The sequence below is a fragment of the Pseudomonas sp. PDM03 genome (assembly GCF_014852385.1).
GTDB classification, from domain to species: Bacteria; Pseudomonadota; Gammaproteobacteria; order Pseudomonadales; family Pseudomonadaceae; genus Aquipseudomonas; species Aquipseudomonas migulae.
The window spans coordinates 288,641-312,832 of sequence record NZ_JACVBM010000003.1 but is presented as its reverse complement, the minus strand read 5'-3'; the positions used below and the strand labels follow the sequence as shown (position 1 = coordinate 312,832).

The following is a 24,192-nucleotide window of genomic DNA, read 5'->3' as shown; positions in this document are numbered from 1 at the left end:
TTGTGTGCCGCGATCAAATCTGCGCAAATCCGCCATCGACGAACAACTCGATCCCATTGATGAAGCTGCTGTCATCCGAGGCGAGGAACACCGCGGCTTTGCCCACCTCCGATGGCGTTCCAAGACGGCCAATCGGCACCTGGCTGGCGAGGTAATCCAGCAACCCCTGCTGCTGATCTGCTGGCGCAAGTTCAGTCAGGCCGGGCGTGTGAATCGGGCCGGGGCTGATGACATTGACGCGAATCCTGCGGGCTTTCAAATCCAGCAACCAGGAGCGGGCAAAGTTGCGCACCGCCGCTTTGCTGGCGCTGTAGACGCTGAAGTTTTCCGTGCCTTTGGTGGCGGTCGTGGACGCGGTGAGAATCACCGAACCGCCGTCCTTGAGCAGTGGCAGTGATTTCTGCACGGTGAACAGCAGGCCTTTGACGTTGACGCCGAAAATCCGGTCGAAGTGTTCCTCGGTAATCGCGCCGAGGGGCAACATGTCGCCACCGCCCGCATTGGCAAAGACGATGTCCAGAGTACCGGCCTTGGTCCTGATCACGTCGAAGATGCGGTCCAGGTCGGCAAGGTTCGCGACGTCGCCCTGAATCCCGGTAACGTTGTGACCGATGCTGCTGACCGCCGCATCCAGTTCGGCCTGGCGGCGGCCGGTGATGAACACCGTGGCGCCTTGGTCGACGAACGCTTGAGCCGATGCCAGGCCGATGCCGGTGGTGCCGCCAGTGATCAGTGCAGCCTTGCCTGTGAGTGTGTTGCTCATGAGGTGAATCTCCGCTGAGTCGTTAAGGAAGTTCCTGGCACTGTCGTGCGCCGTTGAACAAACTCTATGCCGGAAGATTCATCGGAAAAATCGCCTGAATCGGGTTTGTTTGTACATGGTTGTGGACAATACTCAAGGCTCGTCCCTTGAGATGTCTGTCATGAATCAACTGTTGGCCATGCGTGTTTTCTCCCGCGTCGTGCAGGCCGGTTCGTTTACCAGGGCCGCCGACTCGCTGAACATGCCAAAAACCTCGGTCAGCAAACTGGTGGCCGAGCTTGAAGAGCACCTCGGTGCGCGGCTGTTACAGCGCACCACGCGCCGGCTGACGGTGACGGCGGATGGCATGGCTTACTACGAGCGCGCCTTGCAGTTGATGGTGGAGCTGGACGATCTGGACAACAGTTTCGCCAGTGCCCAGGGCCACCCGCGCGGCAGGATTCGCGTCGATGTCGGCGGCTCGGTGGCGACGATCCTGATCATCCCCGCATTGCCGGATTTCTATGCCCGATACCCGGACATCCAGGTCGAGTTGGGTGTCAGCGATCGGCCCGTGGACCTGATCAGCGAAAACGTCGATTGCGTGATTCGCGGCGGGCCATTGACCGAACTCTCCATGGCCGCGCGACCCCTGGGCCTGTCGTCATGGACCACCTGTGCCACCCCGGGCTATCTCGAACGTTTTGGCATTCCGACGGACCCGCGAGACCTTGAGAAAAATCATCGCATCGTCAGTTATCACTCGGCGCGTACCGGGCGGGTAATGCCGGCGCGATTCGAGCGCAACGGTGAAAAGTTCGAGATTCGGGGGCAGGGAGCTTTCAGTGTCAACGAGAGCAACGCCCATCTGGCCGCGGGGCTGGCGGGACTTGGGGTGATCCACACGTTCACTTACACCGTGCAGCCGCACATCGAGCGTGGCGAGCTGGTGCCGATTCTTCAGGACTGGCGCCCGCCCCGGTATCCGTTTCACGTGTTGTATCCGCCGAACCGGCACCTGAGTAACCGGGTTCGGGTATTTATCGATTGGCTGGCGCAGCTGTTCGCCGGTTTGGGTTAGCCTTGGCACGCCATTTCTTTCGACGGACCGCCCATGAAGATCATCCGCAGCCAATCCTTCACCGCTGACCGTGCCTGGGGAGCGCTGGACATCGCCAACATGAACGGCATCACCACGCGTCTGCACTGGACCGATCAGCCATACAAGTGGCATGTGAATGATGGCGAGGAAGTGTTCGTTGTGCTCGATGGCCAGGTGCAAATGCGCTATCGCGAAGCAGGCCAGGAGAAAGCGGTGATGTTGGCTGTCGGCGATATCTTTTACGCCTCGGTGGGCACCGAGCATGTGGCGCATCCGCTGGGGGTGGCGAGGATATTGGTGATCGAATCGGAAGGCAGCGTTTGACGCTATATCTACAAAACAGATAACAGTTAGAGATATTACCCGTTATATAGATATTCGATTTGGACCTACCCTGAACTCCACCTCAACAGAGGACAGGAGTTCGCTATGACATGCCCCAACGCCACCCCCGTTTTCAAACCTTTCAGTCACTTGCAGCACCCGCGCGAGGTCATCCGCCAGTTCACCCCGAACTGGTTCGCCGCGACCATGGGCACGGGCGTTCTGGCGCTGGCCTTGGCCCAGTTGCCTGGCGCGACCCCAGGTCTGCACGCGATCGCCGAAGCCCTTTGGCTGTTCAATATCGGTCTGTTCATCTTGTTCACGGCGCTGTACGCGGCGCGCTGGGTGCTGTTCTTCGATGAGGCCCGACGGATTTTCGGGCACTCCACGGTTTCGATGTTTTTCGGCACGATTCCCATGGGGTTGGCGACCATCATCAATGGATTTCTGCTGTTTGGCCTGCCGCGCTGGGGCGAGGGTGTCGTCCATGTGGCTGCGCTGCTGTGGTGGCTGGACGTGGCGATGTCGCTGGCCTGCGGTGTGCTGATTCCCTACATGATGTTCACCCGCCAGGAACACAGCATCGATCAGATGACCGCCGTTTGGCTGTTGCCAGTGGTGGCGGCGGAAGTGGCGGCCGCCAGTGGCGGGTTGCTGGCGCCGCATTTGGCCGAGGCCCATGGGCAACTGGTGGTGTTGGTGACCAGCTACGTGCTCTGGGCATTTTCCCTGCCGGTGGCGTTCAGCATTCTGACCATTCTCATGCTGCGCATGGCGTTGCACAAACTGCCTCACGAAAACATGGCAGCGTCGAGCTGGCTGGCGCTCGGCCCGATTGGCACCGGGGCGCTGGGCATGTTGCTGCTGGGCGCCGACGCACCGGCCATCTTCGCCGCCAACGGGCTTGCCGGCCTGGGTGAAATCGCGGCGGGGCTGGGGCTGGTGGCGGGGATCACGCTGTGGGGCTTCGGTTTGTGGTGGATGCTGATTGCGCTGCTGATCACCGGGCGTTACCTGCGCGCCGGGATCCCATTCAATCTCGGCTGGTGGGGCTTCACCTTTCCGCTGGGCGTCTATTCTCTGGCAACGTTGAAACTGGGAAGCACGTTGAACCTGGCGTTTTTCAATGCCTTTGGCTGTGTGTTGGTGGCGTTGCTGGCGGTGATGTGGCTGATCGTTGCCAAACGCACGGTACAAGGCGCGTGGCGGGGTGAGTTGTTTGTTTCGCCGTGCATTGCAGGTTTAAACAAATAACCGGGTAATGTGTGGCCTGGATCGGCGTGCGGCATTCCAATCACAGTATCCACGCCACTCTCTAACAACATCAGGGCACACGGAAGATGAGTCACCCCTCACAGTTCACCTTGCTTCGCACCCGGCGCTTCCTGCCGTTTTTCGTGACCCAGTCCCTTGGGGCGTTCAACGACAACGTCTTCAAGCAATCGTTGATCCTCGCCATTTTGTACAAGTTGACGATCGAGGGTGATCGCTCGATCTGGGTCAATTTGTGTGCGCTGTTGTTCATCCTGCCGTTCTTTCTGTTTTCGGCGTTGGCCGGGCAGTTTGGCGAAAAGTTCGCCAAGGACGCCCTGATCCGTCTGATCAAGCTCGGGGAAATCGCCATCATGGCGGTGGGCGCGGTGGGGTTTGTCTTCGATCATCTGTCGCTGATGCTGCTGGCGCTGTTCGCCATGGGCACGCATTCGGCGCTGTTCGGGCCGGTGAAATACTCGATCCTGCCCCAGGCCTTGCACGAAGAAGAGCTGGTGGGCGGCAACGGTCTGGTGGAAATGGGCACCTTCCTGGCCATCCTCGCCGGGACAATCGGCGCCGGGATCATGATGTCCTCCGCGCATTACGCGCCCATCGTGTCCACGGCGATCATCGGCATTGCCGTGCTCGGTTACCTGGCCAGTCGCAGCATTCCGCGGGCGGCGGCCTCATCACCGGAAATGCGTCTGAACTGGAACATCTTCAGTCAATCCTGGGCCACCCTGAAACTGGGCCTGGGGCAAACGCCGGCGGTGTCGCGCTCGATTGTCGGCAACTCGTGGTTCTGGTTTGTCGGGGCGATTTACCTGACGCAAATCCCGGCGTACGCCAAGGAATGGATGCACGGCGACGAAACCGTGGTGACGCTGATTCTCACCGTGTTCTCGGTCGGCATCGCGCTTGGCTCACTGCTCTGCGAAAGACTGTCCGGACGCAAAGTAGAGATCGGTCTGGTGCCGTTCGGCTCGTTTGGCCTGACGGTATTCGGATTGCTGCTGTGGTGGCATTCCGGCGGGATTCCCGAGAGTGTCGACGGCCATGGCTGGATCGAAATCCTCGGCTTTGGCCACACCTGGCTGGTATTGATCGACATTCTCGGTCTTGGGGTTTTCGGTGGATTCTACATCGTGCCGCTGTACGCGCTGATTCAGTCACGCACCCCGGAGAACGAGCGGGCGCGGGTGATTGCCGCCAACAATATTCTCAACGCGCTGTTCATGGTGGTCTCGGCGATTGTCTCGATCGTGCTGCTGAGCCTGGCCAAGCTGTCGATCCCGCACCTGTTCCTGGTGGTGTCGCTACTGAACATCGGCGTCAACGCCTACATCTTCAAGATCGTCCCAGAGTTCAGCATGCGTTTCATGATCTGGCTGCTCAGCCATTCCATGTACCGCGTGGAGCATCGCAATCTGGAGCTGATTCCGGATGAAGGCGCGGCGTTGCTGGTGTGCAACCACGTGTCTTTCGTCGACGCGCTGCTGATTGGCGGCGCGGTGCGTCGGCCGATTCGCTTTGTGATGTATTACAAGATCTACAACCTGCCGGTGCTGAACTTTATCTTCCGTACGGCCGGGACGATTCCGATCGCGGGACGTCAGGAAGACATTCAGATTTACGAAAGGGCCTTCACACGCATTGCTCAATATCTGAAGGACGGTGAGCTGGTGTGCATCTTCCCTGAAGGAAAATTGACCGCCGATGGCGAGATCAACGAGTTCAAGGGCGGGTTGACGCGGATTCTCGAAGAGACGCCGGTGCCGGTGATTCCATTGGCATTGCAGGGGTTGTGGGGGAGTTTCTTCAGTCGCGATCCCGACAAGGGTCTGTTCCGTCGGTTATGGTCGCGGGTGACTCTGGTGGCGGGGCCGGCAGTGGCGGTAGAAGCGGCGGAGCCGGCGAAGCTGCAAGGGATGGTCGGAGAGTTGCGCGGCGCTGTCCGCTGATCCCTGTCCGATGCGGGCCGCTACTTTCGCGAGCCCGTGATGGCGGGAGTCAGCCCGCCATCGCCAAGCGGTTGCGTCCCTCGCGCTTGGCCACATAAAGCGCGCTGTCGGCCCGACGCAGCAGGCTCTCGGCCGATTCGCCGGGCAGCAGGGTCGAACAGCCGAGGCTGACGGTCAGCTCGATCAGGTTGCCATCAGCCGAAAAATCCTTGGCTTGCGCCGCGAGTCGCAGACGCTCGCCGACCATGGCGGCGGCTTCCCGGCCGGTGTTGGACAGCAGAATCAAAAACTCCTCGCCACCAAAGCGGAACACCATGTCCACGTTGCGCAGCTGGCCTTTGATCGAGGCGGCGACCCCCTTGAGCACGTCATCGCCAGCGCTGTGGCCATGGGTGTCGTTGATTTGTTTGAAATGGTCGATGTCCAGCATCAACAGCGACAAGGGCTGCAGATGCCGACGCGACATGTCGATTTCCCGTTGCAGCGTCTGGTCCATGGCAATGCGGTTGCCGGTGTCCGTGAGCGGGTCGCGCAAGGCGCTCTGGGTGGCGGCGCGGTAGAGCAGGGCGTTGCGCATCGGGTACAGCAATGCGGACAGCAGCGACTCAAGGTTGCCCAGTTCCTGCTCACTGAAACGCTGATTGCGACGGAACACCAGTTCACCCAGCTGCTCGCCTTCGTGGCTGAGGGTGTAACTGATCGAGTGGTGGCCGCGCTGGCCGTATTCCAGGCGCAAGTCGCTGGCCTTGTGCTGGTAGCTCAAGGCGTCGAGCGGTACGAGACGCTGAATTTCACGGTAGAAGAGCCCAAGAATGCGTTGTGGCTCAAGACTGGTTTGCAGCTGCAAACTCAGTTGCTGGCGCAATTGCGCGAGGCTGACCGGCCTCTCCAGAAGAGGGGGCTGCTGACCAAAGCCCAGGCGTTGCAATTTGGCGCTATCGAAGTCAATTGCGTTGGTCTGGGAAGGTGATTTCATATGGCGTGCGCCCCTAAGCAGTAAGGCTGTCTTACAGGCTGGGTGAGAGCGGCTTTGGGCTGCGCGTCATACTGGTCCATCAGTCCCGTAGGACATTTGGCGCAAGTCTAATCTGCTTTGCTGAAGATTAGTAACCTATCGACTCGAAGGCCTGCCCGACTGCTTTCACTCACTCGGCGTGTCTGAGCAGATATAGAGCGAAAGTCATGCCATTCGGTTCATTTGAATAAAAGATGATGAAAATCAATATCTTGAAAGTGTTTTTGATTTTGTCTGGCCCGTTTCATGACATTTCTTTGACTAAAAAAAAGGTGCAGTTGCGACGCTTTTTAAGTGCCGTGACGGTAATTCGCCACGGCACAAAAGCGACGCACGGTGTTACTGCGCGTTGAATGCCTGGCCGTTGATGCCGGTGCTGTCCGGGCCCATCAGGTAGAGGTAGACCGGCATGATCTCCTCTGGCGTCGGGTTGTTCAGCGGGTTTTCACCGGGATAAGCCTGGGCGCGCATGCTGGTGCGGGTGGCGCCGGGGTTGATGCTGTTGGAGCGCACCGGTGCGACGGTGTCGACTTCGTCGGCCAGGGTTTGCATCAGGCCTTCGGTGGCGAACTTGGAGACGCCATAAGCGCCCCAATACGCACGACCCTTGCGGCCGACGCTGCTGGAAGTGAACACCACCGAAGCGTCCTGCGACAGTTTGAGCAGCGGCAACAGGGTGCTGGTGAGCATGAACATTGCGTTGACGTTGACTTGCATGACACGCATGAAGTTCTCGCCGGAGAGCTGTTCGATCGGCGTGCGCGGACCAATGATCGAGGCGTTGTGCAGCAAGCCGTCGAGATGGCCGAATTCGGTCTCGATCATCGCCGCCAACTCATCGTATTGATGGGGCAGGGCGGTTTCCAGGTTGAATGGGATCACCGCCGGTTGTGGATGGCCGGCGGCCTCGATTTCGTCGTAGACCTGAGTCAGGTTGGCTTCGGTCTTGCCCAGCAACAGTACGGTGGCGCCGTGGGCGGCGTAGGTTTTCGCGGCGGCAGCGCCGATACCGCGACCAGCGCCGGTGACCAGGATGACCCGGTCCTTGAGCAATTCAGGGCGGGCGGAATAATCAAACATAAAGAAACCTCAACAAATCAGAATACGCGCGACCGTTGCGCGGTCCTGTAGGAGCCGGCTTGCCGGCGATGGCGTTTCCAGCATCGCCATCGCCAGCAAGCTGGCTCCTACAAAGGCGGTTCAGCTCGGCGATTTCATAGTCGCCATCGCCAGCAAGCTGGCTCCTACAAAGGCGGTTCAGCAGCTACAGAGGGCGCTATCCAAAACCTTGCGCAACTCCAGCGGATGATCGACCACCACATCCGCACCCCAATGCCGCGGGTTATCGTCCGGGTGAATGTAGCCAAAGGTCACGGCGGCGGTCTTGGTGCCGGCGTCACGACCTGATTCGATATCGCGCAGGTCATCACCGACAAACAGCACGCTGGCCGGATCGAGGTCGAGCATCTTGCACGCGAGGATCAACGGCTCCGGGTCCGGTTTGCTGTTCTTCACGTGATCCGGGCAGATCAGCAGCGCCGAACGCTCGGCCAGCCCGAGCTGCTGCATGATCGGTTCGGCAAACCGCAGAGGCTTGTTGGTGACCACGCCCCAGATCAGGTTGGCTTTTTCGATGTCGGCCAGCAGCTCGCCCATGCCGTCGAACAGCTTGCTGTGCACCGCGCAGCCCACGAGGTAACGCTCCAGGAACTCCAGGCGCAGCTCTTCAAAGCCTGGCGATTCCGGGTCCATGCTGAACGTCACCGCGACCATCGCCTTGGCGCCGCCGGAGATCTCGTCGCGGATGTGCTTGTCGTTCATCGGCGGCAAGCCACGATCGGCACGCATTGCCTGACAGATCGCAATGAAGTCCGGCGCGGTGTCGAGCAGCGTGCCGTCCATGTCAAAAAGGACTGCTCTGATACGCATCGACTTATTCCTCGCGCAGGGTCTGGATCATGTAGTTGACGTCCACGTCGGCAGCCAGTTTGTAATGCTTGGTCAGCGGGTTGTACGTCAGGCCGATGATGTCCTTGACGGTCAGGCCCGCCATACGGCTCCAGGCACCCAGCTCGGAAGGGCGGATGAATTTCTTGAAGTCATGCGTGCCGCGCGGCAGCAGCTTCATGATGTATTCGGCGCCGACGATGGCGAACAGGTACGCCTTCGGGTTGCGGTTGATCGTGGAGAGGAACACCTGGCCGCCCGGCTTGACCATTTTGAAGCAGGCGCGGATCACCGAGGACGGATCCGGTACGTGCTCAAGCATTTCCAGGCACGTGACCACGTCGAACTGTTCCGGCATTTCTTCAGCCAGGGCCTCGGCGGTGATCTGCCGGTATTCGACGTTCACACCCGACTCAAGCTGGTGCAGTTGAGCGACGGCCAGCGGCGCTTCGCCCATGTCGATGCCCATCACGGTCGCACCGCGTTGCGCCATGGCTTCGCTGAGGATGCCGCCGCCGCAACCGATGTCGAGAACTTTCTTGCCCGCCAGATTGACCCGTTCGTCAATCCAGTTGACCCGCAGCGGGTTGATGTCGTGCAGCGGTTTGAACTCGCTTTCGCGGTCCCACCAGCGATGGGCCAGGGCTTCGAATTTGGCGATTTCGGCGTAGTCGACGTTACTCATGGTTCATCCTCTAAAACTTGAAAAATCCTGTTGCCCCGGCGGTGAGTCCGGGGTGCTTACAATTCGGTGTGGCCGCTGATGCGCTGGCCCCAGGCCTTGGCGGTGGCGCACAGCTGTTCTTCATCCAGGCGGGTCAGGCGACGGTCGTCGAGCAATTGCTTGCCACCCACCCACAGGTGTTTCACGCAGTCGCGACCGGTGGCATATATAAGCTGCGAAACCGGGTCGTAGACCGGTTGCTGCGCCAGGCCCGAGAGGTCGAACGCGACGATGTCCGCCGCTTTGCCGACTTCCAGCGAGCCGACGTCGGCCTCGATGCCCATGGCGCGTGCGCCGTTCAGCGTGGCCATGCGCAGCGCTCGATGAGCGTCCAGCGCGGTGGCCGAACCGGCAACGGCTTTGGCCAGCAACGCGGCGGTGCGGGTTTCGCCGAGCAAGTCGAGGTCGTTGTTGCTGGCCGCGCCGTCGGTGCCGACAGCCACATTGACGCCCGCCTGCCACAAACGTTCTACCGGGCAGAAACCGCTGGCCAGCTTCAGGTTCGACTCCGGGCAATGAATCACATTGGTGTTGCTTTCTACCAGCATCACCAGGTCTTCATCGCTGATCTGCGTCATGTGAACGGCCTGGAAGCGCGGCCCCAGCAGGCCCAGGCGTGCCAGTCGGGCCAGCGGCCGCTCGCCACGCTGCTCGACGGCTTGCTGTACTTCGAACGCAGTTTCGTGGACGTGCATGTGAATCGACGCGTCCAGTTCTTCGGCAATCACCCGGATTTTCTCCAGGGTTTCGTCGCCCAAGGTATAGGGCGCGTGGGGGCCGAAGGTGACTTTGATGCGCTCGTGGTGCTTGAGATCGTTGAACAGTTCGACGCCCTGACGAATGGCGTCATCCGCCGTGCCGGCGCCCGGGATCGGGAAATCGAGGATCGGAATCGCGATTTGTGCGCGTATGCCGCTGTTATGCACACGTTCGCTGGCAACCTTCGGGAAGAAATACATGTCAGAGAAGCAGGTAATGCCACCTTTTATCTGTTCGGCGATGGCAATGTCGGTGCCATCGCGTACAAAAGCCTCATCGACCCATTTGGCTTCGGCGGGCCAGATGTGGTTTTCCAGCCAGGTCATCAGCGGCAGGTCATCGGCCAGGCCACGGAACAGCGTCATCGCCGCGTGCCCGTGAGCATTGATCAGGCCGGGGCTGAGCAGCATGCCCGGCAGTTCGCGGACTTCGGTTGCGTTAAGCTTCAGCGCGGCGGACCGCGGGCCGATAAACACAATGCGCCCGTCGCGGATGCCCAGGCCATGCTCTTTGAGGACAACGCCAGCGGGTTCGACGGGTACCAGCCAGGTCGGCAGCAATAACAGGTCGAGCGCAGCGGCAGTGTTCGGCATCGAGGGTCGGTTCCAGTGCTTTTGTAAAGGATGGCGAAGTATACCCGAGCGTCTTCGCGGGGGGATCGCTATAATCGGCGGCTTTTGTTCATGAGTGCGGGGTGAAGGATGCGCGATCGACTGTTGGCTGCGGAGAAGGTGAAGGCCATCGATTGGCGTGATGGCGCCCTGTACCTGCTGGATCAGCGTATTTTGCCGTTCGAGGAAACATGGATTGCCTACACCAGCGCGGCTGGCGTGGCCGAGGCGATTCGCTCGATGGTGGTGCGCGGCGCGCCGGCGATTGGCATCAGTGCCGCCTATGCCATGGTGCTTTCAGCCCGTGCCCGAATTCTCGAGGGCGGTGACTGGCAGGCCGCATGGGAAGAGGATTACGCGTTGCTGGCCGATTCCCGTCCAACGGCGGTGAACCTGTTCTGGGCGCTGAGTCGCATGCGTGACCGCCTTGATCGTATCAAGGGCGATGCCGATCCTCTCGCGGCGCTGGAGGCAGAAGCCATCGCCATTCATGAAAGTGATCGCGAAGCCAACCTGACCATGGCGCAACTGGGCGTGGACCTGATCCGCAAGCACCAGGGCAATGCGCAGGCGATCCTGACCCACTGCAATACTGGCGCACTGGCCACTGGCGGCTTTGGTACGGCGCTGGGTGTCATTCGCGGGGCGTTCATCGAAGGCATGGTCGAGCGCGTTTATGCCGACGAAACCCGTCCCTGGCTGCAAGGTTCGCGACTGACGGCGTGGGAGTTGGCCAACGAGGGCATCCCCGTGACCCTCAATGCCGACTCCGCCGCTGCTCACATCATGAAGACCAAAGGCATCACCTGGGTCATCGTCGGTGCCGACCGGATCACCGCCAACGGCGACGTGGCCAACAAGATCGGCACTTATCAACTGGCGGTCAACGCCATGCACCACGGCGTGCGCTTCATGGTGGTGGCGCCGAGTTCGACCATCGACATGAACCTGGCCAGCGGCGATGACATTCCGATTGAAGAGCGAGACGGGCGCGAGTTGCTGGAAGTCGGCGGCAAGCGGGTCGGGGCGGATGTGGATGCGTTCAATCCGGTGTTCGACGTGACCCCGGCGGACTTGATTGATGCGATCGTCACGGAAAAAGGCATCGTCGAGCGCCCGGACACCGCGAAAATGGCGCAGTTGATGTGCCGCAAGCGGTTGCATTGATTGGGCGTGGCGTTCGAAAGGACGCCATCGCCAGCGGGCTGGCTCCCACAGGGTTTGTGATCGACACGGATCAAATGTGGGAGCCAGCCTGCTGGCGATTAGGGTCTGAAAGTCAATAAACATCTGTAATTCAGCCCCGGATTCTGCATTCGCAGCAGCTCTAAGCCCCTCTCGTCCCCTTCAAGCCTGCCATCAGTCAACTAACTACACTCCATGCGCATCTGGGGGATAGGTGCGTGGCGGCTCTTGTGATAACATCCGGCGTTTTCCGAGGCAGTCCCACGGGGTTGTCTTTACTGCGCAAATCCATGGCATAACTCGTTGATTTGTCGTAAGTCGGTGCATGGCACTCAGCCTGCAGCGGCGAGCTTCGTTCGTCCCATATGGATGTGACGAGGTTTCACCAGAAAAAGGAATCGAGCTTCTCATGGGCGAACTGGCCAAAGAAATCCTCCCGGTCAATATCGAAGACGAGCTGAAGCAGTCCTACCTCGACTACGCAATGAGCGTAATTGTCGGGCGGGCACTGCCGGATGCGCGCGATGGCTTGAAGCCCGTGCACCGGCGCGTGCTGTTCGCGATGAGCGAGCTGGGCAACGACTTCAACAAGCCGTACAAGAAATCTGCCCGTGTTGTCGGTGACGTGATCGGTAAGTATCACCCGCACGGTGATACCGCGGTGTACGACACCATCGTTCGGATGGCGCAGCCATTCTCGCTGCGCTACCTGCTGGTAGACGGTCAGGGCAACTTCGGTTCGGTGGACGGCGACAATGCCGCGGCCATGCGATACACCGAAGTGCGCATGACCAAGCTGGCGCACGAGCTGCTGGCTGACCTGCATAAAGAAACCGTGGACTGGGTGCCGAACTACGACGGCACCGAAATGATCCCGGCGGTCATGCCGACCCGTATTCCCAACCTGCTGGTCAACGGCTCCAGCGGTATCGCCGTGGGCATGGCGACCAACATCCCGCCGCACAACCTCGGTGAAGTCATCGACGGTTGCCTGGCGCTCATCGACAACCCTGAGTTGACCATCGATGAGCTGATGCAATACATCCCCGGTCCGGACTTCCCGACCGCCGCGATCATCAACGGTCGCGCCGGCATCATCGAAGCCTACCGCACCGGTCGCGGCCGCATTTACATGCGCGCCCGCTCGATCATCGAAGACATCGACAAGGTCGGTGGCCGTCAGCAGATCGTCATCACCGAACTCCCTTACCAGCTGAACAAGGCCCGTCTGATCGAGAAGATCGCCGAGCTGGTTAAAGAGAAGAAGCTCGAAGGCATCACCGAACTGCGCGACGAGTCCGACAAGGACGGTATGCGCGTTGTGATCGAGCTGCGTCGCGGCGAAGTGCCTGAGGTGATCCTCAACAACCTCTACGCCCAGACCCAGCTGCAAGCGGTATTCGGTATCAACATCGTTGCGCTGATCGACGGCCGTCCACGCATCTTGAACCTCAAGGACCTGCTGGAAGCCTTCGTTCGTCACCGTCGCGAAGTCGTTACCCGTCGTACCGTGTTCGAGCTGCGTAAAGCGCGCGAACGTGGCCACATTCTGGAAGGCCAGGCGGTTGCCCTGTCGAACATCGACCCGGTCATCGCGCTGATCAAGGCCTCGCCAACGCCGTCGGAAGCCAAGGAAGCGCTGATCAGCACGCCTTGGGAATCCTCCGCCGTAGTGGCGATGGTTGAACGTGCCGGTGCCGACTCTTGCCGTCCGGAGACCCTGGATCCGCAATACGGTCTGCGTGAAGGCAAGTACTTCCTGTCGCCGGAACAGGCGCAAGCCATTCTGGAACTGCGTCTGCACCGCCTGACCGGTCTGGAACACGAAAAACTGCTGGCCGAGTATCAAGAGATCCTCAACCAGATCGGCGAGCTGATCCGCATCCTCAGCAGCGCTACGCGCCTGATGGAAGTGATCCGCGAAGAGCTGGAAGTGATCCGCGCCGAATACGGCGACGTGCGCCGCACCGAAATCCTCGATGCCCGTCTCGACCTGACCCTGGGTGACATGATCCCGGAAGAAGAGCGCGTCGTGACCATTTCCCACGGTGGCTACGCCAAGACCCAGCCATTGGCTGCGTACCAGGCCCAGCGTCGTGGCGGTAAAGGCAAATCGGCGACCGGCGTCAAGGATGAGGACTACATCGCTCACCTGCTGGTCGCCAACAGCCACACCACGCTGCTGCTGTTCTCCAGCAAGGGCAAGGTGTACTGGCTGAAAACCTACGAAATCCCGGAAGCGTCCCGCGCTGCCCGTGGTCGTCCGCTGGTCAACCTGCTGCCGCTGGACAGTGATGAATACATCACCACCATGCTGCCGGTCGAGGAATACACCGAAGGTCACTTCATCTTCATGGCGACTGCCAAAGGCACCGTGAAGAAGACCCCGCTGGAATCCTTCAGCCGTCAACGCAGCGTCGGTCTGATCGCGCTGGAGCTGGATGAAGGTGACGTACTGATCTCCGCCGCCATTACCGATGGCGATCGCGAAGTCATGCTGTTCTCCGACGGCGGCAAGGTCACTCGCTTCAAGGAAACCGACGTTCGCGCCATGGGCCGTACCGCTCGCGGTGTCCGCGGCATGCGTCTGCCGGAAGGCCAGAAGCTGATTTCCATGCTGATCCCGGAAGAAGGCAGCCAGATCCTCACCGCTTCGGCGCGTGGTTTCGGCAAGCGTACGGCGATCACCGAGTTCCCTGAGTACAAGCGTGGCGGCCAGGGCGTTATCGCCATGGTCAGCAACGACCGTAACGGCCGTCTGGTCGGCGCGGTTCAGGTGCTCGACGGCGAGGAAATCATGCTGATTTCCGACCAGGGCACGTTGGTTCGTACCCGTGTCGACGAAGTCTCCAGCCTGGGTCGTAACACTCAGGGCGTGACCTTGATCAAGCTGGCAAGCGATGAAACGCTGGTCGGTCTGGAGCGGGTGCAGGAGCCGTCGGAAGTCGAAGGCGAAGAGCTGGAAGGCGAAGAGGGTGCGGTGTTCGACGGCGAAGTCGTGATCGACGACGTTGTTGAAGACCAGCAACTCGATGCTGCCGCTGACGAAGAACCGCAAGAGTAAGCGGACAAACAGGGGGCGGATGAAAATTCGCCCCCTTGTTGTTTGTCCTGTATGAAAATATCGACACCCATGGAGTCCCTTGTAGGAGTGAGCCTGCTCGCGATGCAGGCGCCGCGGTATGTCTGACACATCGCGGTGATGCAATCGCGAGCAGGCTCACTCCCACAAAAAGCTGTGCTTCAGCAGGGACTCCGTGTCGATTGATGTTGTGATTTATTGCGTGATTACCACCAAATCAGAGCGAGATTGGATGTGAGCAAGAGAGCCTATAACTTCTGTGCCGGTCCTGCGGCACTTCCCGAAGCTGTCCTGCAGCGCGCCCAGGGTGAACTCCTTGATTGGCACGGCAAGGGTCTGTCGGTCATGGAAATGAGCCATCGCAGTGATGAGTTCGTGTCCATCGCTAACAAGGCCGAGCAGGATCTGCGTGATCTGCTGAATATCCCCTCGAACTATAAAGTGCTGTTCCTGCAAGGTGGCGCCAGCCAGCAGTTTGCTCAGATCCCTCTGAACCTGCTGCCGGAAAGCGGCACTGCCGACTATATCGACACCGGTATCTGGTCGCAGAAAGCCATCGAGGAAGCTTCGCGCTACGGCCACGTCAACGTTGCCGCCACCGCCAAGCCTTACGACTATTTCGCGATTCCCGGCCAGAACGAATGGAAGCTGTCGAAAGACGCGGCCTACGTTCACTACGCGCCGAACGAAACCATTGGTGGCCTGGAATTCAACTGGGTCCCGGAAACCGGTGACGTTCCGCTGGTCGCCGACATGTCTTCGGACATCCTCTCGCGCCCGATTGATGTTTCACGTTTCGGCATGATCTACGCCGGCGCCCAGAAAAACATCGGCCCGAGCGGCATCGTCGTCAACATCGTTCGCGAAGACCTGCTGGGTCACGCCCGTTCCCTTTGCCCGACCATGCTCAACTACAAGGTCGCGGCCGATAACGGCTCGATGTACAACACCCCGCCAACATTGGCCTGGTACCTGTCTGGCCTGGTGTTCGAGTGGCTGAAAGAGCAGGGCGGCGTCGAAGCCATCGGCAAGCTCAACGAAGTGAAACAGCGCACGCTGTACGACTTCATTGATGCCAGCGGCCTGTACAGCAACCCGATCAACAAGTCGGATCGCTCGTGGATGAACGTGCCGTTCCGCCTGGCTGACGATCGTCTGGACAAGCCATTCCTGGCCGGCGCCGACGAGCGTGGCCTGCTGAACCTCAAGGGTCACCGTTCCGTGGGCGGCATGCGCGCCTCCATCTATAACGCCGTCGATATCGTTGCGGTCAACGCACTGGTTTCGTACATGGCAGAGTTCGAGAAGGAACACGGCTAATGTCTGAGCAAGAACTCAAGGCACTGCGCCTGCGCATTGATGCCCTGGACGAAAAAGTCCTGGAGCTGATCAGTGAGCGCGCACGCTGCGCCCAGGAAGTTGCGCGAGTAAAGATGGCCTCGCTGGCCGAAGGCGAAGTGCCGGTGTTCTATCGTCCTGAGCGTGAAGCTCAGGTGCTCAAGCGCGTGATGGAGCGCAATCAGGGCCCGCTGGGCAACGAAGAAATGGCGCGGTTGTTCCGCGAAATCATGTCTTCGTGCCTGGCCCTCGAGCAGCCGCTGAAAGTGGCTTACCTCGGTCCTGAAGGCACCTTCACTCAAGCGGCGGCCATGAAGCACTTCGGCCACGCGGTGATCAGCAAGCCGATGGCGGCCATCGACGAAGTGTTCCGCGAAGTGGCGGCCGGTGCGGTGAACTTTGGCGTGGTCCCGGTGGAAAACTCCACCGAGGGCGCGGTCAACCACACGCTCGACAGCTTCCTCGAACACGACATGGTCATCTGTGGCGAAGTCGAGTTGCGGATTCACCACCATCTGTTGGTCGGTGAAAACACCAAGACCGACAGCATCAGCCGCATCTATTCCCACGCCCAGTCGCTGGCGCAGTGCCGCAAGTGGCTGGATGCACACTACCCGAATGTCGAGCGCGTCGCGGTTTCCAGCAACGCCGAAGCGGCGAAGCGGGTCAAGGGTGAGTGGAACTCGGCGGCGATTGCCGGCGACATGGCCGCAGGCTTGTACGGGCTGACCCGTCTGGCAGAGAAAATCGAGGATCGCCCGGACAACTCCACGCGATTCCTGATGATCGGCAGCCAGGAAGTGCCACCGACCGGCGACGACAAGACGTCGATCATTGTGTCGATGAGCAACAAGCCCGGTGCGCTACACGAGTTGCTGGTGCCGTTCCACGACAATGGCATCGACCTGACACGCATCGAGACACGTCCTTCGCGTAGCGGTAAATGGACCTACGTGTTCTTCATCGACTTCGTCGGCCATCACCGCGATCCGCTGGTAAAAGGTGTGCTGGAAAAGATCAGTCAGGAAGCAGTGGCACTTAAAGTGTTGGGTTCCTACCCGAAAGCCGTTCTCTAAGGGGTAGCAAATGAGTGGCAACTTCCTCGCTCTGGCACAGCCGGGCGTGCAACAACTGTCGCCTTACGTTCCGGGCAAACCCGTGGACGAACTGGCGCGCGAGCTGGACATCGATCCGGCCAGCATCGTCAAACTGGCGAGCAACGAAAACCCGTTGGGCGCCAGTCCAAAGGCTTTGGCGGCCATTCGCGAAGAATTGGCCGAGCTGACCCGTTATCCGGATGGCAACGGTTTTGCGCTCAAGACCCTGCTGGCCGATCAGTGCCGCGTCGAACTGAATCAGGTGACGCTGGGCAACGGTTCCAACGACATCCTGGAACTGGTCGCGCGTGCCTATCTGGCGCCGGGCCTGAATGCGGTGTTCAGCGAGCATGCGTTCGCGGTCTATCCGATCGTCACCCAGGCCGTCGGTGCGACAGCCAAAGTGATCCCGGCCAAAGACTGGGGCCATGATCTGTCGGCCATGCTGGCCGCGATCGATGCCGATACCCGTGTGGTCTTCATCGCCAACCCGAACAACCCGACCGGAACCTGGTTTGGCGCCGAAGCGCTGGACGATTTCCTGCAGGATGTGCCGGAGCACGTGCTGGTGGTGCTGGACGAGGCCTACATCGAATACGCCGAAGGCAGCGACTTGCCGGATGGCCTGGACTTCCTGGCGGCGTACCCGAACCTGCTGGTTTCGCGCACCTTCTCCAAGGCCTATGGCCTGGCGGCGTTGCGCGTTGGTTACGGCTTGTCCACGGCGGTGGTTGCCGACGTGCTGAACCGTGTGCGTCAGCCATTCAACGTCAACAGCCTGGCCCTGGCCGCTGCGTGCGCTGCGCTGCAGGACGCCGAGTACCTGGCTGAAAGTCGCCGCCTGAACGAAGCCGGCATGCTGCAGCTGGAAGCGGGTTTCCGCGAACTGGGGCTGAGCTGGATCCCGTCCAAGGGCAACTTCATCTGCGTCGATCTCGGCCGTGTTGCCTTGCCGGTCTTCCAGGGCTTGCTGCGTGAAGGCGTGATCGTGCGTCCGGTGGCCAACTATGGCATGCCGAACCACTTGCGCATCACCATCGGCCTGCCGGCGGAAAACAGCCGCTTCCTTGAGGCGCTGACCAAGGTTCTGGCTCGTGGTTGATGTCACTGCTCTGCAATCTGCTGAACCTATGATCGGTCGCCTGGTGGTGGTCGGTCTTGGGTTGATCGGCGGTTCGTTTGCCAAGGGCCTGCGTGAAAGCGGCCTGTGCCGCGAAGTGGTGGGTGTCGATCTCGATCCGCAGTCGCGCAAGCTCGCGGTCGAGTTGGGCGTGGTGGATCGCTGCGAAGAAGACCTGGCCGTTGCCTGCCAGGGCGCCGACGTGATTCAACTCGCGGTGCCGATCCTGGCCATGGAAAAGATGCTCGGCCGGTTGGCCGGCATGGACCTTGGGCAAGCGATTCTGACAGATGTCGGCAGTGCCAAGGGCAACGTCGTGCGCGCCGCGACCGAAGCGTTTGGCGGCATGCCGGCGCGTTTCGTGCCGGGCCATCCGATTGCCGGTTCCGAGCAGAGCGGGGTGGAAGCCTCCAATGCCGAACTGTTCCGTCGTCATAAAGTGATTCTGACGCCGCTGGACCAAACTGATCCGGCCGCGCTGGCCGTGGTCGACCGGTTGTGGCGTGAGCTGGGCGCCGATGTCGAGCACATGCAGGTCGAACGTCACGACGAAGTGTTGGCGGCGACCAGCCATTTGCCGCACTTGCTGGCGTTCGGTTTGGTCGATTCGTTGGCCAAGCGCAATGAAAACCTTGAGATCTTCCGTTACGCTGCCGGCGGTTTCCGCGATTTCACAAGAATCGCGGGAAGTGACCCGGTCATGTGGCACGACATCTTCCTCGCCAACCGCGAAGCTGTCCTGCGCACGCTTGATACATTTCGCAGCGACCTCGACGCCTTGCGCGACGCGGTCGATGCAGGGGATGGGCACCAATTGTTGGGCGTGTTCACGCGCGCCCGGGTTGCCCGCGAACATTTCAGTAAAATCCTGGCTCGCCGGGCTTATGTGGACGCTATGAACTCCAACGACCTGATTTTCCTGGGACAACCTGGTGGCCGCCTGACTGGGCGGATTCGTGTACCGGGCGATAAATCGATTTCCCACCGTTCGATCATGCTCGGCTCCCTGGCCGAAGGCGTCACCGAAGTCGAAGGCTTCCTCGAGGGCGAAGATGCTCTGGCGACCTTGCAGGCCTTCCGCGACATGGGTGTCGTGATCGAAGGTCCGCACCACGGTCGCGTGACCATCCACGGCGTCGGCCTGCATGGTCTGAAGCCTGCGCCGGGCCCGATCTATCTGGGCAACTCCGGCACTTCGATGCGTCTGCTGTCCGGCCTGCTGGCTGCGCAGAACTTCGACAGCACCTTGACCGGTGATGCCTCGCTGTCCAAGCGTCCGATGAATCGCGTGGCCAATCCGCTGCGTGAAATGGGTGCCGTGATCGAGACCGCCGCTGAAGGTCGTCCACCGATGATCATTCGTGGCGGTAACAAGCTCAAAGGCCTGACCTACACCATGCCGATGGCCAGTGCCCAGGTTAAATCCTGCCTGCTGTTGGCCGGCCTGTACGCTGATGGCAAAACCACCGTCACCGAGCCTGCACCGACGCGCGACCACACCGAGCGCATGCTGCGCGGCTTCGGCTACCCGGTCAGCGTCAATGGCGCTACGGCGTCGGTCGAATCCGGGCACAAGCTGACCGCGACCCACATTGAAGTGCCGGGCGATATTTCGTCGTCGGCGTTCTTCCTGGTGGCGGCGTCCATTGCCGAAGGTTCCGAACTGGTGCTCGAGCATGTCGGCATCAACCCGACCCGTACCGGCGTGATCGACATTCTGCGTCTGATGGGCGCTGACATCACCCTGGAAAACCAGCGCGAAGTCGGCGGCGAACCCGTAGCGGACCTGCGCGTACGTGCAGCTAAACTCAAAGGTATCGAGATTCCCGAAGCGCTGGTTCCATTGGCCATCGACGAATTCCCGGTGCTGTTCGTGGCGGCGGCCTGTGCCGAAGGGCGCACCATCCTGCGTGGCGCCGAAGAATTGCGCGTCAAGGAATCGGACCGTATCCAGGTCATGGCCGATGGCTTGCTGGCACTGGGCGTCAAATGCGAACCGACCCCGGACGGCATCATCATCGACGGCGGCCTGATCGGCGGCGGCGAAGTGCATGGTCACGGCGATCACCGGATTGCCATGGCTTTCAGCGTGGCATCGCTGCGTGCCACTGCGCCCATTCGCATCCATGACTGTGCCAACGTCGCAACGTCGTTCCCGAACTTCCTGGCGCTGTGCGCACAGGTCGGTATCCGTGTTGCACAAGAGGCTCAGTCGTGAAAAACATCGCACCGGTCATCACCATCGATGGGCCAAGCGGCTCCGGCAAGGGCACGGTAGCTGGCATTCTGGCCAAGCGTCTGGGCTGGAACCTGCTGGATTCCGGTGCGCTTTATCGGTTGCTGGCCTTCGCTGCGCATAATCACGGTGTCGACCTCACCAATGAAGAACTGCTGAAAAAACTTGCCGCTCATCTGGATGTGCAGTTCATCGCGGCGACCGACGGTCAGTTGCAGCGCATCATTCTCGAGGGCGATGAAGTCAGCGATGTGATTCGTACCGAAAGCATCGGCTCCGGAGCCTCGCAGGTCGCGGCGTTGCCCGCAGTGCGCGAGGCGCTGCTGCAGCGCCAGCGTGCATTCCAGGAAGCGCCGGGCCTGGTGGCCGATGGTCGCGACATGGGTACGGTGGTTTTTCCGGATGCACCGTTGAAAATTTTCCTTACCGCCAGTGCCGAGGAGCGTGCGCGCCGTCGATACTTGCAGTTGAAGGGCAAAGTCGATGGTGTTAGTCTGTCGAGTCTGCTAGATGAGATACGTGCACGCGATGAGCGTGACACCCAGCGAGCGGTAGCCCCGCTCAAACCGGCGGCTGACGCCATACAGCTGGATTCCACGGAATTATCCATCGACCAGGTGCTGGAACGCATCATGAGCGAGATCGCCATTCGCGATATCGCCGGGTGACCAAGAAGGCCGCAGGGGACCAGTCATAGTCCTGTGGCGCTTCTTTTAAATGAAACTAACCCACACCGTCTGGGGTGTGGAGATGGGCGTATTCTTCGCCCTCATCAACAGGAATTAAAATGAGCGAAAGCTTTGCGGAACTCTTTGAAGAAAGCCTAAAAACCCTGAACCTTCAGGCAGGCTCCATCATCACCGGTGTTATCGTTGATATCGATTACCAAGCTCGCTGGGTAACCGTTCACGCTGGCCTGAAGTCTGAAGCACTCATCCCGCTTGAGCAGTTCTACAACGACGCTGGCGACCTGACTATCAACGTCGGTGACGAAGTTCACGTTGCGCTGGACTCGGTTGAAGACGGCTTTGGTGAAACCAAGCTGTCCCGTGAAAAAGCCAAGCGCGCTGAATGCTGGATTGTTCTGGAAGCTGCCTTCGCAGCCGAGGAAGTGGTCAAGGGCGTTATCAACGGTAAGGTTAAAGGCGGCTTCACTGTCGACGTTAACGGCATCCGTGCGTTCCTGCCAGGTTCCCTGGTTGACGTCCGTCCTGTGCGCGATACCACGCACCTGGAAGGCAAAGAGCTGGAATTCAAGGTCATCAAACTCGACCAGAAACGCAACAACGTTGTCGTTTCCCGTCGCAGCGTCCTCGAAGCCGAGAACTCCGCCGAGCGTGAAGCTCTGCTGGAATCCCTGCAGGAAGGTCAGCAAGTCAAAGGTATCGTCAAGAACCTCACCGATTACGGCGCATTCGTCGATCTGGGTGGCGTGGACGGCCTGCTGCACATCACCGACATGGCTTGGAAGCGCATCAAGCATCCTTCCGAGATCGTCAACGTTGGTGACGAAATCGACGTTAAGGTTCTGAAATACGATCGCGAACGCAACCGTGTTTCCCTGGGCCTGAAGCAACTGGGCGAAGATCCATGGGTTGCTATCAAAGCCCGTTACCCAGAAAGCACTCGCGTTACCGCTCGTGTAACCAACCTGACCGACTACGGCTGCTTCGCTGAGCTGGAAGAAGGCGTTGAAGGTCTGGTACACGTTTCCGAAATGGACTGGACCAACAAGAACATCCACCCTTCGAAAGTCGTACAAGTCGGCGACGAAGTGGAAGTTATGGTTCTGGACATCGACGAAGAGCGTCGTCGTATCTCCCTCGGCATCAAGCAGTGCAAATCTAACCCATGGGAAGATTTCTCTGGCCAGTTCAACAAGGGCGATAAAATCTCCGGCACCATCAAGTCGATCACCGATTTCGGTATCTTCATTGGTCTGGACGGCGGCATCGACGGTCTGGTTCACCTGTCCGACATCTCCTGGAACGAAGTGGGCGAAGAAGCCGTTCGCCGCTTCAAGAAGGGCGACGAGCTGGACACCGTTATCCTGTCGGTTGACCCAGAGCGCGAGCGTATCTCCCTGGGTATCAAGCAACTGGAAAGCGATCCGTTCTCCGAGTACGTTCAAGAGAACGACAAAGGCGCAATCGTTAAAGGCATCGTGAAAGAAGTTGACGCTAAAGGCGCCATCATCACTCTGGCCGACGATATCGAAGCGACTCTGAAAGCCTCCGAAATCAGCCGTGACCGCGTTGAAGACGCGCGCAACGTTCTGAAAGAAGGCCAGGAAGTAGAAGCCAAGATCATCAGCGTTGATCGTAAGAGCCGCGTAATTCAGCTGTCGATCAAATCGAAAGACGATGCTGAAGAGAAAGAAGCCATCCAGAGCCTGAAAACTGCTCCGGAAGGTGAAGCTGCTGCTGACACCACCATGGCGGCACTGCTGCGCCAGGCAATGGCCAAACAGAACTAAGTTCTGCTTGATCATTAAAAAGGGCGACTTCGGTCGCCCTTTTTTGTGCCTGCGATTTGGTGTGTGCAGTATCCGTATCGCACGACATTATTCGCCCGTGAAACCAATAGCCCCCAAACGCTGTCTCTTTCTTTAATCGGATCAATCGTTTATTTGCAGCTAGTCTTTAGTCAGAAGCGAACGACAGTCGGGCAGGGCGCCCGGCATAAGGAAATGAATGAACAAGCTCGTTGTCGCACTAGCCGTACTGACATTGGCGGGTTGTACCACTAATGTGAAGACTCACGCAGCGCGTGGGGTTAGTGGTATCGAGATCGATTGTTCGGGGTTGGGGTCGGGGTGGGAGAAGTGTCACAAGCGCGCTGCCAAGGAGTGCAAGGGCGCGGGCTACAAGGTGGTCACAAGATCCGATGACGCCAAGGACGAAGATGAGTTTCCCTTTGGCTTCAACCCGGCAGGTTATGTGACACGAACCATGCTGGTTATCTGCAGATGAGCGGGTCGGGCTTGATCAGGCTTCTGTTCTGAAATCGGCATCCCATTGCTGGCGAAGATATGTCAAAGCTCGGGCTGTTCAAATTCCTTCGGGCATGCTAAAACCTTTGAAGCGCTTTTCCTAGCTGCTTGAAAAAGAAGGGAAAAATATGACGAAGTCGGAGTTGATCGAACGAATTGTCACCCATCAAGGGCTGCTCTCATCAAAGGATGTGGAGCTGGCTATCAAGACCATGCTTGAACAAATGTCCCAATGTCTGGCCACCGGTGATCGTATCGAGATCCGTGGATTTGGCAGCTTCTCCCTGCACTATCGCGCACCGCGCGTAGGCCGCAATCCGAAAACCGGTCAGTCCGTGAGCCTTGACGGCAAATTCGTTCCCCATTTCAAGCCGGGGAAAGAGTTGCGGGATCGGGTAAATGAAGAAGAGGAAGAAGTTTGAAATCCAGACAGGGAGGGGCTCATGAGTAGCTTGAAGCGCGTGCTGGTGATGGTCGTTCTACTGTTGCTGGTGCTGGCGATACTGGCTTTTGTGCTTGAGAACCAGCAGTCGGTTTCCTTGCTGTTCCTTGGATGGGCTGGGCCGCAGCTGCCAGTTTCCGTTGTAGTGGTGGTTTCATTGCTGATAGGGATGGTCGCAGGGCCTGCGATTGGCTGGATCGTTGGTCGCACCGCAAGAGCGCGGCGCAAGCGTCTGGTTTGATCTACAACGATGGAAGCGTC

Annotated in this window: 22 protein-coding genes; 16 read left to right on the top strand and 6 right to left on the bottom strand. The window is 59.6% G+C overall.

Annotation, left to right across the window (positions count from 1 at the left end; genetic code table 11):
* Window positions 1-13: 13 nt before the first annotated feature.
* A complete protein-coding gene (locus IB254_RS08225) occupies window positions 14-763 on the bottom strand; it encodes an SDR family NAD(P)-dependent oxidoreductase (RefSeq protein WP_192416975.1) in 750 nt (249 codons plus the stop codon).
* 160 nt (window positions 764-923) lie between these two features.
* Between IB254_RS08225 and IB254_RS08220 the strand changes: the two genes are divergently transcribed.
* From IB254_RS08220 to IB254_RS08205, 4 genes are all read left to right on the top strand, one after another.
* Window positions 924-1,823 carry a LysR family transcriptional regulator gene (locus tag IB254_RS08220; RefSeq protein ID WP_192416974.1) on the top strand — a complete coding sequence of 300 codons (900 nt, stop codon included), beginning with the start codon at window positions 924-926 and terminating at the stop codon, window positions 1,821-1,823.
* A gap of 33 nt (window positions 1,824-1,856) precedes the next feature.
* On the top strand, window positions 1,857-2,168 hold the full coding sequence (locus IB254_RS08215) for a cupin (protein WP_192416973.1): 312 nt from the start codon (window positions 1,857-1,859) through the stop codon (window positions 2,166-2,168).
* Between the two features lie 105 nt (window positions 2,169-2,273).
* Window positions 2,274-3,422, top strand: coding sequence for a TDT family transporter (locus IB254_RS08210; RefSeq protein ID WP_192416972.1), 1,149 nt, complete (start codon window positions 2,274-2,276; stop codon window positions 3,420-3,422).
* Window positions 3,423-3,508: 86 nt separating this feature from the next.
* Complete coding sequence (locus IB254_RS08205; RefSeq protein WP_008031813.1) at window positions 3,509-5,383, top strand: MFS transporter; 1,875 nt, start codon at window positions 3,509-3,511, stop codon at window positions 5,381-5,383.
* A gap of 49 nt (window positions 5,384-5,432) precedes the next feature.
* On the opposite strand, the gene IB254_RS08200 is transcribed toward IB254_RS08205, so the two are convergent.
* On the bottom strand, window positions 5,433-6,359 hold the full coding sequence (locus IB254_RS08200) for a GGDEF domain-containing protein (protein ID WP_192416971.1): 927 nt from the start codon (window positions 6,357-6,359) through the stop codon (window positions 5,433-5,435).
* Between the two features lie 233 nt (window positions 6,360-6,592).
* Here IB254_RS08200 and IB254_RS08195 point away from each other — a divergent pair, with 233 nt between their 5' ends.
* Window positions 6,593-6,751, top strand: coding sequence for a hypothetical protein (locus IB254_RS08195; protein WP_192416970.1), 159 nt, complete (start codon window positions 6,593-6,595; stop codon window positions 6,749-6,751).
* On the opposite strand, the gene IB254_RS08190 is transcribed toward IB254_RS08195, so the two are convergent.
* The 4 genes from IB254_RS08190 to IB254_RS08175 all read right to left on the bottom strand — a co-directional run bounded on the left by IB254_RS08190 (window position 6,738) and on the right by IB254_RS08175 (window position 10,421).
* A complete protein-coding gene (locus IB254_RS08190) occupies window positions 6,738-7,478 on the bottom strand; it encodes a YciK family oxidoreductase (protein ID WP_008031809.1) in 741 nt (246 codons plus the stop codon). The genes IB254_RS08195 and IB254_RS08190 overlap by 14 nt on opposite strands.
* Before the next feature lie 177 nt (window positions 7,479-7,655).
* The gene (mupP, locus tag IB254_RS08185) at window positions 7,656-8,327 is read right to left on the bottom strand and encodes an N-acetylmuramic acid 6-phosphate phosphatase MupP (RefSeq protein ID WP_008031808.1); all 672 of its coding nucleotides are present in this window, start codon (window positions 8,325-8,327) and stop codon (window positions 7,656-7,658) included.
* A gap of 4 nt (window positions 8,328-8,331) precedes the next feature.
* Window positions 8,332-9,030 carry a bifunctional 2-polyprenyl-6-hydroxyphenol methylase/3-demethylubiquinol 3-O-methyltransferase UbiG gene (gene ubiG, locus IB254_RS08180; RefSeq protein WP_008031806.1) on the bottom strand — a complete coding sequence of 233 codons (699 nt, stop codon included), beginning with the start codon at window positions 9,028-9,030 and terminating at the stop codon, window positions 8,332-8,334.
* Between the two features lie 56 nt (window positions 9,031-9,086).
* Window positions 9,087-10,421, bottom strand: a complete 1,335-nt coding sequence (locus IB254_RS08175; protein WP_192416969.1) for a TRZ/ATZ family hydrolase — start codon at window positions 10,419-10,421, stop codon at window positions 9,087-9,089.
* Window positions 10,422-10,529: 108 nt separating this feature from the next.
* Here IB254_RS08175 and mtnA point away from each other — a divergent pair, with 108 nt between their 5' ends.
* The 11 genes from mtnA to IB254_RS08120 all read left to right on the top strand — a co-directional run bounded on the left by mtnA (window position 10,530) and on the right by IB254_RS08120 (window position 24,172).
* Window positions 10,530-11,606 carry an S-methyl-5-thioribose-1-phosphate isomerase gene (gene mtnA / locus IB254_RS08170; protein WP_008031801.1) on the top strand — a complete coding sequence of 359 codons (1,077 nt, stop codon included), beginning with the start codon at window positions 10,530-10,532 and terminating at the stop codon, window positions 11,604-11,606.
* A gap of 427 nt (window positions 11,607-12,033) precedes the next feature.
* Window positions 12,034-14,688, top strand: coding sequence for a DNA gyrase subunit A (gyrA, locus tag IB254_RS08165; protein ID WP_192416968.1), 2,655 nt, complete (start codon window positions 12,034-12,036; stop codon window positions 14,686-14,688).
* A gap of 252 nt (window positions 14,689-14,940) precedes the next feature.
* Window positions 14,941-16,026 carry a 3-phosphoserine/phosphohydroxythreonine transaminase gene (gene serC, locus IB254_RS08160; protein WP_008042110.1) on the top strand — a complete coding sequence of 362 codons (1,086 nt, stop codon included), beginning with the start codon at window positions 14,941-14,943 and terminating at the stop codon, window positions 16,024-16,026.
* Window positions 16,026-17,120, top strand: a complete 1,095-nt coding sequence (pheA, locus tag IB254_RS08155; RefSeq protein WP_007899727.1) for a prephenate dehydratase — start codon at window positions 16,026-16,028, stop codon at window positions 17,118-17,120. Before serC ends, pheA begins: the two co-directional genes overlap by 1 nt.
* A gap of 10 nt (window positions 17,121-17,130) precedes the next feature.
* The gene (gene hisC / locus IB254_RS08150) at window positions 17,131-18,243 is read left to right on the top strand and encodes a histidinol-phosphate transaminase (protein ID WP_192416967.1); all 1,113 of its coding nucleotides are present in this window, start codon (window positions 17,131-17,133) and stop codon (window positions 18,241-18,243) included.
* Between the two features lie 28 nt (window positions 18,244-18,271).
* Window positions 18,272-20,479 carry a bifunctional prephenate dehydrogenase/3-phosphoshikimate 1-carboxyvinyltransferase gene (locus IB254_RS08145; protein ID WP_230427588.1) on the top strand — a complete coding sequence of 736 codons (2,208 nt, stop codon included), beginning with the start codon at window positions 18,272-18,274 and terminating at the stop codon, window positions 20,477-20,479.
* Entirely contained in the window at window positions 20,476-21,165 is a 690-nt protein-coding gene (gene cmk, locus IB254_RS08140) for a (d)CMP kinase (protein ID WP_008031791.1), read from the top strand. Before IB254_RS08145 ends, cmk begins: the two co-directional genes overlap by 4 nt.
* 119 nt (window positions 21,166-21,284) lie before the next feature.
* Window positions 21,285-22,973, top strand: coding sequence for a 30S ribosomal protein S1 (gene rpsA / locus IB254_RS08135; RefSeq protein ID WP_008031789.1), 1,689 nt, complete (start codon window positions 21,285-21,287; stop codon window positions 22,971-22,973).
* 217 nt (window positions 22,974-23,190) lie between these two features.
* Window positions 23,191-23,469 carry a hypothetical protein gene (locus IB254_RS08130; protein WP_192416966.1) on the top strand — a complete coding sequence of 93 codons (279 nt, stop codon included), beginning with the start codon at window positions 23,191-23,193 and terminating at the stop codon, window positions 23,467-23,469.
* A gap of 148 nt (window positions 23,470-23,617) precedes the next feature.
* A complete protein-coding gene (gene ihfB / locus IB254_RS08125; protein WP_008042113.1) occupies window positions 23,618-23,911 on the top strand; it encodes an integration host factor subunit beta in 294 nt (97 codons plus the stop codon).
* 21 nt (window positions 23,912-23,932) lie between these two features.
* The gene (locus IB254_RS08120; RefSeq protein WP_192226150.1) at window positions 23,933-24,172 is read left to right on the top strand and encodes a lipopolysaccharide assembly protein LapA domain-containing protein; all 240 of its coding nucleotides are present in this window, start codon (window positions 23,933-23,935) and stop codon (window positions 24,170-24,172) included.
* Window positions 24,173-24,192: the final 20 nt, after the last annotated feature.

What these genes read in the sequence shown, in the direction of transcription:
- IB254_RS08225 (WP_192416975.1), bottom strand. Translation starts at nt 763, where the DNA reads ATGAGCAACACACTCACAGGCAAGGCTGCACTGATCACTGGCGGCACC.
- IB254_RS08220 (WP_192416974.1), top strand. Translation starts at nt 924, where the DNA reads ATGAATCAACTGTTGGCCATGCGTGTTTTCTCCCGCGTCGTGCAGGCC.
- IB254_RS08215 (WP_192416973.1), top strand. Translation starts at nt 1,857, where the DNA reads ATGAAGATCATCCGCAGCCAATCCTTCACCGCTGACCGTGCCTGGGGA.
- IB254_RS08210 (WP_192416972.1), top strand. Translation starts at nt 2,274, where the DNA reads ATGACATGCCCCAACGCCACCCCCGTTTTCAAACCTTTCAGTCACTTG.
- IB254_RS08205 (WP_008031813.1), top strand. Translation starts at nt 3,509, where the DNA reads ATGAGTCACCCCTCACAGTTCACCTTGCTTCGCACCCGGCGCTTCCTG.
- IB254_RS08200 (WP_192416971.1), bottom strand. Translation starts at nt 6,359, where the DNA reads ATGAAATCACCTTCCCAGACCAACGCAATTGACTTCGATAGCGCCAAA.
- IB254_RS08195 (WP_192416970.1), top strand. Translation starts at nt 6,593, where the DNA reads ATGATGAAAATCAATATCTTGAAAGTGTTTTTGATTTTGTCTGGCCCG.
- IB254_RS08190 (WP_008031809.1), bottom strand. Translation starts at nt 7,478, where the DNA reads ATGTTTGATTATTCCGCCCGCCCTGAATTGCTCAAGGACCGGGTCATC.
- mupP (WP_008031808.1), bottom strand. Translation starts at nt 8,327, where the DNA reads ATGCGTATCAGAGCAGTCCTTTTTGACATGGACGGCACGCTGCTCGAC.
- ubiG (WP_008031806.1), bottom strand. Translation starts at nt 9,030, where the DNA reads ATGAGTAACGTCGACTACGCCGAAATCGCCAAATTCGAAGCCCTGGCC.
- IB254_RS08175 (WP_192416969.1), bottom strand. Translation starts at nt 10,421, where the DNA reads ATGCCGAACACTGCCGCTGCGCTCGACCTGTTATTGCTGCCGACCTGG.
- mtnA (WP_008031801.1), top strand. Translation starts at nt 10,530, where the DNA reads ATGCGCGATCGACTGTTGGCTGCGGAGAAGGTGAAGGCCATCGATTGG.
- gyrA (WP_192416968.1), top strand. Translation starts at nt 12,034, where the DNA reads ATGGGCGAACTGGCCAAAGAAATCCTCCCGGTCAATATCGAAGACGAG.
- pheA (WP_007899727.1), top strand. Translation starts at nt 16,026, where the DNA reads ATGTCTGAGCAAGAACTCAAGGCACTGCGCCTGCGCATTGATGCCCTG.
- hisC (WP_192416967.1), top strand. Translation starts at nt 17,131, where the DNA reads ATGAGTGGCAACTTCCTCGCTCTGGCACAGCCGGGCGTGCAACAACTG.
- IB254_RS08145 (WP_230427588.1), top strand. Translation starts at nt 18,272, where the DNA reads ATGATCGGTCGCCTGGTGGTGGTCGGTCTTGGGTTGATCGGCGGTTCG.
- rpsA (WP_008031789.1), top strand. Translation starts at nt 21,285, where the DNA reads ATGAGCGAAAGCTTTGCGGAACTCTTTGAAGAAAGCCTAAAAACCCTG.
- IB254_RS08130 (WP_192416966.1), top strand. Translation starts at nt 23,191, where the DNA reads ATGAACAAGCTCGTTGTCGCACTAGCCGTACTGACATTGGCGGGTTGT.
- ihfB (WP_008042113.1), top strand. Translation starts at nt 23,618, where the DNA reads ATGACGAAGTCGGAGTTGATCGAACGAATTGTCACCCATCAAGGGCTG.
- IB254_RS08120 (WP_192226150.1), top strand. Translation starts at nt 23,933, where the DNA reads ATGAGTAGCTTGAAGCGCGTGCTGGTGATGGTCGTTCTACTGTTGCTG.